Genomic DNA, 7,349 nt, shown 5'->3' on the forward strand with positions numbered 1-7,349 from the left:
CGGTGCGCTTGCTGGCGAGCATACGGCGCATTGCGCTGCCGAGCACTGCTCGCGCTCGCATAAGACATGTGCCGTGTCGAGCTCGCCCAGCGGGCGATTGCCCGCCGATCACTGCTGGATTTAGCAAAGGATCAGTCCGCCAGCGGCAGCGCACAGCCGGGCGTCAGGCGGCCCGGCCGCCGTTGCCGCCGTCGACAAATGCATCAAGCACGGAGCCGCCTTGGTCACGCGCGATGGTGCAGGCACGCGCGGTCTTACCCAGCGCAACGCCTGCGGCGGTTATGCCGCCAGGTTGTGCCGCCGCAGCCTGGCTTCGAACACCACGTCGCCGTCCTCGTTGCGGGCCTGCAGCGTGCCGCCGTGCGCCTTGACGAACTGATCGGCAATGAACAGCCCCAGGCCCAAGCCCTGGCTGGCGTGGAAACTCGCCTTGAACGGTTCGAACAGACGCGGCATCAGGCTGTCGGGAATGTGCCCGGCATTGCGTACCGACAGCCGCACGACGTCGCGCTCGCGGCCGTCCAGATGCACCTGCACCGGGTGGCGGCCGCCGTGCAGCACCGCGTTGCCCACCAGATTGGAGACGACCTGCGCCAGCCGGTCGCCATCGCCGTCGCCGTCCAGGTCGCCCTCGGTGCGCAGGTCGATGGTGGTATGCGGGTTGGCCTGGGCCACCTCGCCGACCACGCTGTGCGCCACCTCGCCGAGGTTGCAGGGACCGAACTGCATCGACAATCCATCGGTGCGCAGGCGCGAGAAATCCAGCAACTGTTCGACCATGCGCGCCATGCGCCGTGCGCTGTTTTCCAGGTGTTCGAGCGTGCGCGCCGCCGAACCGTCGGCATCCACGTCCAGGCTCAGCTTGTCGGCGCACAGCAGGATCACCGACAGCGGCGTGCGCAGGTCGTGGGTGAGCACCGCCATCATGGTTTCATTGAGGGTGAGCGCGCGTTCCAGCGAAGCATTGCGTGCCTTGAGCAGCCGCCGCTGCTGGTACAACTCGATGAACACGTTGACCTTGCTCAGGATCACATGCGGTTCGATCGGCTTGTGCAGGAAATCCACCGCGCCGGTCTCGTACCCCTGGAAGGCACGCATCGGATCGTTCGGCGAGGCGGTCAGGAAAATGATCGGCACATGCCGGGTGCGCTGCGAACCGCGCATCAATTCCGCCAGCGAAAATCCGTCCATCTCCGGCATATGCACATCGAGCAGTGCCAGCGCCACATCGTGTTCGAGCAGCAACTCCAATGCCTGCGCACCGGACGATGCGCACAGCACCTGGATGCCATCGCGCTGCAACAGCGCCTGCATGGCCACCAGGTTCTGCGGCACGTCATCGACGATCAACAGCTTGGCGGGTTCGTCGCTGTGTGCAGCGAGGCCGGTCGCGGTGAGGTTCATGGATGAAAGGTTTCCAGTCGGCTGCAGATCGCCTGCAGGGTCAGCACCGCATCGGCACCGGCGTGGGCAAGTGCAGAGGCGGGCATCAGCGGGGAGGCGGCATCGTCGGGCAGCTGGATCCAGGCGGTGCCGCCGGCCGCGCGCACGGCGGCCACACCGGCGCTGCCGTCGCTGCTGGCGCCGGTGAGCAGGATCGCCAGCAGGCGCTCGGCAAACACGTCCGCGGCCGATTCGAACAACGGGTCGATGGCCGGGCGCGAAAACAGCACCGGCGCATCCATCGACAGCGCCAGGCTGTCGCGGGTCTCCACCAGCAGATGGTAGTCGGGCGGGGCAATGGTGACCGTGCCGGGCAGCAAGGGTTGCTTGTCTTCGGCCTCGCGCACCGGTAGCGCGCAGCGCGCATCCAGCAGTTCGGCCACGTGGCTGGTGCGGTCGCGCGGCAGATGCAGCACCACCAGTACCGGCATCGGCAGGTTGGCGGGCAGGCGCGACAACAGCGCCTGCAACGCCATCACGCCGCCGGCGGATGCGCCGATCACCATCGCCTCGAAGGGCGGATGCGCCGCTGCACTGCTCATGCGGCCTTCCGGTACAGGCGCTGCTCGCGTGCGCAGGTCTCGAACGCCTGTGCATGCGCGCCGAACTGCAGCGATTCCTTGCTGCCCAGCCCGAGAAACCCGCGGTGCACCAGCGCATCGAAGAACAGGCCCACTGCGCGATCCTGCAGGCTGCGGTTGAAATAGATCAGCACGTTGCGGCACGACACCAGATGCACTTCGGAAAATACCGTGTCGGTGGCCAGGCTGTGATCGGCGAAGACGATGTTGCGCTTCAGGCGGCGGTCGAACACCGCACCGTCGTAGGCGGTGGTGTAGTAATCCGACAGCGAGCCACGGCCGCCGGCCTCCAGGTAGTTGCGGCTGAACTGCGCAATGCGGTCGATGCCATAGGCACCGGCCTCGGCCATGTTCAACGCCTCCGGATTGATGTCGGTGGCATAGATCACCGCCCGCTCCAGCAGGCCTTCCTCGTGCAGCAGGATCGCCAGCGACCAGACTTCTTCGCCGGTGCTGCATCCGGCCACCCACAGCTTGATCGAGGGATAGGTGCGCAGGACCGGCACCGCATGCTCGCGCAGCACGCGGAAGTAGGCCGGGTCGCGGAACATTTCCGAGACCTGCACGGTGAAGAACTGCATTGCCTGCGCAAACGCATCCGGTTCGTGCAGCAGCCGGTGTTGCAGATCGGCCACCCGCTCGCACTCGAAGCGCGCCATCGCGTGACGCATGCGTCGCCGCAGCGACGACACCGCGTAGTCGCGGAAGTCGTAGTGATAGCGCTGGTAGACCGCTTCCAGCAGTACGCGCAGCTCCAGGTCGAACAGCTCCACCGGAGTCATTGCCGCGAGCACCACACGCGGCACAGCGACACCAGCTTGTCCACGTCGATGGGCTTGGCGATGTAGTCGTTGGCGCCGGCCTCCAGGCAGCGTTCGCGGTCGTCGGCCATCGCCTTGGCGGTCAGTGCGATGATCGGCAGGTCCTGCCACTGACGGTTGGCGCGGATCTGCCGCATCGCGGTGATGCCATCCATCTCCGGCATCATGATGTCCATCAGCACCAGGTCCACGTCGTGCTTGGCCAGATGCTCCAACGCCTCGCGGCCATTGCGTGCGATCTGCAGCGTGACGCCCAGCGGTTCGAGCACGCTGGACAGCGCGAAGATGTTGCGCACATCGTCTTCGGCCAGCAGCACCGTTGCGCCGTCCAGCACGGCATCGCGTCGGCGCGCTTCGCGGAGCAGGCGTTGCTGGTCGCTCGGCAGCGAGGCTTCCACGCTGTGCAGGAACAGCGTCACTTCGTCGAGCAGCCGTTCCGGCGACCGCACGCCCTTGATGATGATGCTCTTGGAATACCGGCGCAGGCGCTGTTCTTCGTCGCGCGTCAAGGCACGGCCGGTGTAGACGATCACCGGCGGGAAGGCAACCGCATCGTTGCCGGCCATGCGTTCCAGCAGGTCGTAGCCGCTGCCGTCCGGCAGGGCCAGGTCGGTCACCATGCAGTCGAAGGTGGAGCCGGCCAGCTGCTCCATCGCCTCGGCAATGCTGCCGACCGCCACGATGTCCAGCTGATCGCGCGCCAGCAGCAATTGCAGGTTCGCGCGCAGCGCGCTGTCGTCTTCGACGATCAGCAGGCGCCGCACCGCACGCGCATTGGTTTCTTCCAGCTGGCGGATCGCGCCGGCAAGCAACTCGCGCGTGGCCGGCTTGATCAGGTATCCCACCGCACCCAGCTCCAGTGCAATCTGGCTGCGCTCCAGCGCCGACACCACATGCACCGGGATATGGCGCGTGGCCGGGTCGCGCTTGAGGCGTTCGAGCACGCTCAGCCCGGAGGCGTCCGGCAGTCCGATGTCCAGCAGGATGCCGCTGGGGCGCAGTTCGCCGGCAAGGCGCAGCGCTTCTTCGGCATTGGGCGCGACCACGCAATCGAAGTCCAGTTCATGCGCCAGATCGACCAGGGCCTGCGCAAACCGGGTCTCGTCTTCCACCGCCATGATCAGCCGCCCGGGGCGCGTACGCTGGTCGCGATCGTCGTCGGCACGTTGCAGCGGCGCGGCGCTGGGCGCAGGAATCGGCAGCGGCAGCGGCTGCGGCGGGCTGGCGATGGCGACGGCCTCGCGGCTGCGCGCGGGCACGCGGGCGCCGTCGTGCGGGTGCCGCTGCGCCGTGGTGACGGGGGGCGATGCGGTGGCCGCGCCGGGTGCCTGGGCCGCAGTGTCGGTCTCTGCGGGTGCGCCGTCGACGGGCAGTTCCAGCGTGAAGCAGCTGCCGCGTCCCGGTTCGCTGTCCACCCCGATGCTGCCGCCCATGCGTTGCGCAAGGTCGCGCGAGATCGACAGGCCCAGCCCGGTGCCGCCATAGCGCCGCCGCGTGCTGCCATCGGCCTGACGGAACGCCTCGAAGATCACCTCCGTCTGTTCGCGCGCGATGCCGATACCGGTGTCGTTGACCTTGAACAGCACGCGTCCTGGCGCATGCGCCTGCACCGACAGGCTCACCGTGCCGTGCTCGGTGAACTTGATTGCATTGGCCAGCAGGTTCTTGAGAATCTGCTGCAGACGTTGGTTGTCCACCACCAGCTGGGTCGGCGCACCGGCGTCGGCGCCGATCTCCAGGCTCAGGCCCTTTTGCCGCGCCAACGGTTCGAAGGTCTCGCGCAGCCGCTGCAGCACCGAATTGGTCGCCACGGTTTCGTCGGCCAGCTCCACGTGCCCGGCTTCAATCTTGGACAGGTCCAGGATGTCGTTGATCAGCGCAAGCAGATCGTTGTTGGACGACAGGATTGCCTGGGCGTACTTGACCTGTTCGGTGCTGAGCGTGCCGTCCTTGTTGTCGGCCAACAGCTTGGCCAGGATCAGTGCGCTATTGAGCGGAGTGCGCAGCTCATGCGACATATTGGCCAGAAACTCGGACTTGTAGCGCGAGGCGGTGGACAACTCGTTGCTGTTGCGCACCAGCTGATTCTGCGCGATCAACAAGGCCTGTTTCTGTGCCTCCAGCGCCTGGGTGCGTTCTTCCAGCTGCACGTTGGTCTGTTCCAGCTCGGCCTGCTGTTGCTCCAGATCGCTCTGCGATTGCTGCAGGCTGCGGCTTTGTTCTTCCAGCTCTTCGTTGGCAACGCGTAGTTCTTCCTGCTGCGTCTGCAGCTCTTCGCTCTGGCGTTGGGTCTCTTCCAGCAAGGCCACCAGCTGCGCACGCAGCAGCGCGGTGCGCAGCGCCAGGCCGATGTTTTCACTGCAACGGGCAAGCAGCTCCTGTTCGCGCGAACCGGCCGTCTGCGCGTCGGTGACGCGGCCCAGTTCTACCAGGCCGATCACGCGGCCGTCGGCGGTGACCGGCGCCAGCAGCAGTTCCGTGCATCCGCTCTGGCCCAGCCCGGAGGCTATCTGCAGATGCCCGGCCTCCACCCCACGCACCCGGCGCACCGTGCCACGCTGCAGCACCTCGCCCCATTGGCCGGCATTGGTCGGCAGGGTCTTCGGGATGTCTGCCGGCAGCGCTGCGCCGCCGGTGAGCCGCAAGCGCTCGCCTTCGATGCGATACAGCGCGCCCACCTGCGCGTCCAGCGTGTCGCACAGCGCGCGCAGGGCGGCGTCGGCCAGATCTTCCGGGCTCTGATCGCCGCGCAGGCTCGCCTCGACGGTGTTTTCCGCCTGCTGCAGCCACAGCGCGAACTCGGCCTGGCGCCGGGCACGGATTGCCTGCGTCACCACCAGCGCCATCGCCAGGAACGACACACCACCGATGCTGCGGTTGATCGAGGAAAAACTTGAATTGGTGCTCGGCGGCGCCAGCTGGAACCCGATCGCCAGCAGCACGCACGACAGCACACCCACCACCAGCGGCGCTTGCGGACGATTCTGGAAGACGGTCACGCCCACGGCCATGAAATAGGTCAGCCACACCGCATAACCCAGGGGCGTCACCAACTCCACGCCCAGGGTTCCCGCCATCAAGGCCCCCGCGATGATCCACACCCAGCGGTCGCGTGTGGTCGAGATGTTCTGCATGAGGCGCACGCACCGACGAAGGGGGGCGGTCATGGTATCCGATAACTTTCACGCGCCAATCGCCGGGTTTTTGACGCTTTTGCGGCCGGGTTGGCTTGCACGTACCCTTCACGGCGACGTCACTAACGTCGCGCGTTTTTCCGGGAACCTCGCGCAAATGGGTACGGAAACGGTCATCGACAACGCGGGCCCGCTGTCGCACGACAGCCGGCAGTGCCAGCTGTTGGTGCAGAGCGTTTCCGATTACGCCATCTACATGCTCGACATCGGCGGGTATGTTCGCAGCTGGAACCCGGGCGGCGAGCGGATCAAGGGCTATTCCGCCGCCGAAGTGCTCGGCTCGCATTTTTCGCGTTTCTATCTTCCCGAAGACGTGCAGCGCGACGAGCCCACCCGCAATCTGGACATTGCCAAGCGCCAGGGGCGCCTTGCCGCCGAAGGCTGGCGTGTGCGCAAGGACGGCAGCCGTTTCTGGGCCAGCGTGGTGATCGAGCCGGTGCTGGAATTCGGCGTGCTGGTGGGGTTTGCCAAGATCACCCGTGACATCACCGAGCGCCACGAAGCGCAGCGCCTGCTGCAACATGCCCAGGACGCCTTGTTGCACTCGCAGAAAACCGAGGCGCTGGGCCGGCTGACGCTGGGCATGGCGCATGACTTCAACAACCTGCTCACCGTGATGGTGACCAGCCTCGACCTGATCGCGTTGCGCGCCGGCGAGGATGCGCGCACCCGCATGTTGGTGGAGGCCGCACAGACCGCCGTGGATCGCGGCACCCTGCTGACGCGCCAGTTGCTTGCGTTTGCGCGCGGCCAGCGCCTGATTCCGGAACGTCACGCGGCCAACGCGGTGGTGACGCGCTCGCTGGAATTGTTGCGCCGCGCCTGCCCGGCAGGCGTCGGGTTGTCGCTGACCTTCGCCGATGCGCTGCCGGATGTGCGCGTGGACCCCGGGCAGCTGGAAGCGGCCCTGCTCAATCTGGTCTTCAACAGCTGCGATGCAATGCCCGGCGGTGGCGCGATCGAGCTGATCACTGCCGCGCAACGGCGCGCGGCGCCCTCCGATCCGCACGGCGTGCCACGTGCATACGTCGGCATCGCGGTGCGCGACGACGGCCCCGGCATGTCGGCGCAGGTGGCGCGTTGCGCCAGCGAGCCGTTTTTCACCACCAAGGATGTCGGCAAGGGCTCCGGCCTGGGATTGAGCCAGGTGTATGGCTTTGCTTCCCAATCCGGCGGCTTTGTCAAGCTTGACACCGCACCCGGGTGCGGCACCACCGTGACCCTGTTCCTTCCGGCCATCGAGGAGGCCGAGCATGACTGAATCCCTGCGCCTGTTGATGGTGGAAGATCAAGAAGAACTGCGCGAGTTG

At 66.6% G+C, this 7,349-nt stretch carries 5 protein-coding genes; 1 reads left to right on the forward strand and 4 read right to left on the reverse strand.

Annotated features, from left to right (window positions below):
* Positions 1–279: 279 nt before the first annotated feature.
* The 4 genes from OZ10_RS18550 to OZ10_RS18565 are packed head-to-tail and all read right to left on the reverse strand — an operon-like array spanning position 280 to position 5,979.
* The gene (locus OZ10_RS18550; protein WP_039410116.1) at positions 280–1,404 is read right to left on the reverse strand and encodes a hybrid sensor histidine kinase/response regulator; all 1,125 of its coding nucleotides are present in this window, start codon (positions 1,402–1,404) and stop codon (positions 280–282) included.
* Positions 1,401–1,985, reverse strand: a complete 585-nt coding sequence (locus OZ10_RS18555; RefSeq protein ID WP_039566465.1) for a chemotaxis protein CheB — start codon at positions 1,983–1,985, stop codon at positions 1,401–1,403. The genes OZ10_RS18550 and OZ10_RS18555 overlap by 4 nt, the downstream gene beginning before the upstream one ends.
* Complete coding sequence (locus OZ10_RS18560) at positions 1,982–2,830, reverse strand: CheR family methyltransferase (RefSeq protein WP_184552432.1); 849 nt, start codon at positions 2,828–2,830, stop codon at positions 1,982–1,984. The genes OZ10_RS18555 and OZ10_RS18560 overlap by 4 nt, the downstream gene beginning before the upstream one ends.
* The gene (locus tag OZ10_RS18565; protein WP_039566467.1) at positions 2,803–5,979 is read right to left on the reverse strand and encodes a response regulator; all 3,177 of its coding nucleotides are present in this window, start codon (positions 5,977–5,979) and stop codon (positions 2,803–2,805) included. The genes OZ10_RS18560 and OZ10_RS18565 overlap by 28 nt, the downstream gene beginning before the upstream one ends.
* A 157-nt stretch (positions 5,980–6,136) precedes the next feature.
* Here OZ10_RS18565 and OZ10_RS18570 point away from each other — a divergent pair, with 157 nt between their 5' ends.
* Positions 6,137–7,300 carry a PAS domain-containing sensor histidine kinase gene (locus OZ10_RS18570; RefSeq protein ID WP_039566468.1) on the forward strand — a complete coding sequence of 388 codons (1,164 nt, stop codon included), beginning with the start codon at positions 6,137–6,139 and terminating at the stop codon, positions 7,298–7,300.
* Positions 7,301–7,349 lie beyond the last annotated feature (49 nt).

Source organism: Xanthomonas cannabis pv. cannabis (assembly GCF_000802365.1).
Lineage (GTDB): Bacteria > Pseudomonadota > Gammaproteobacteria > Xanthomonadales > Xanthomonadaceae > Xanthomonas > Xanthomonas cannabis.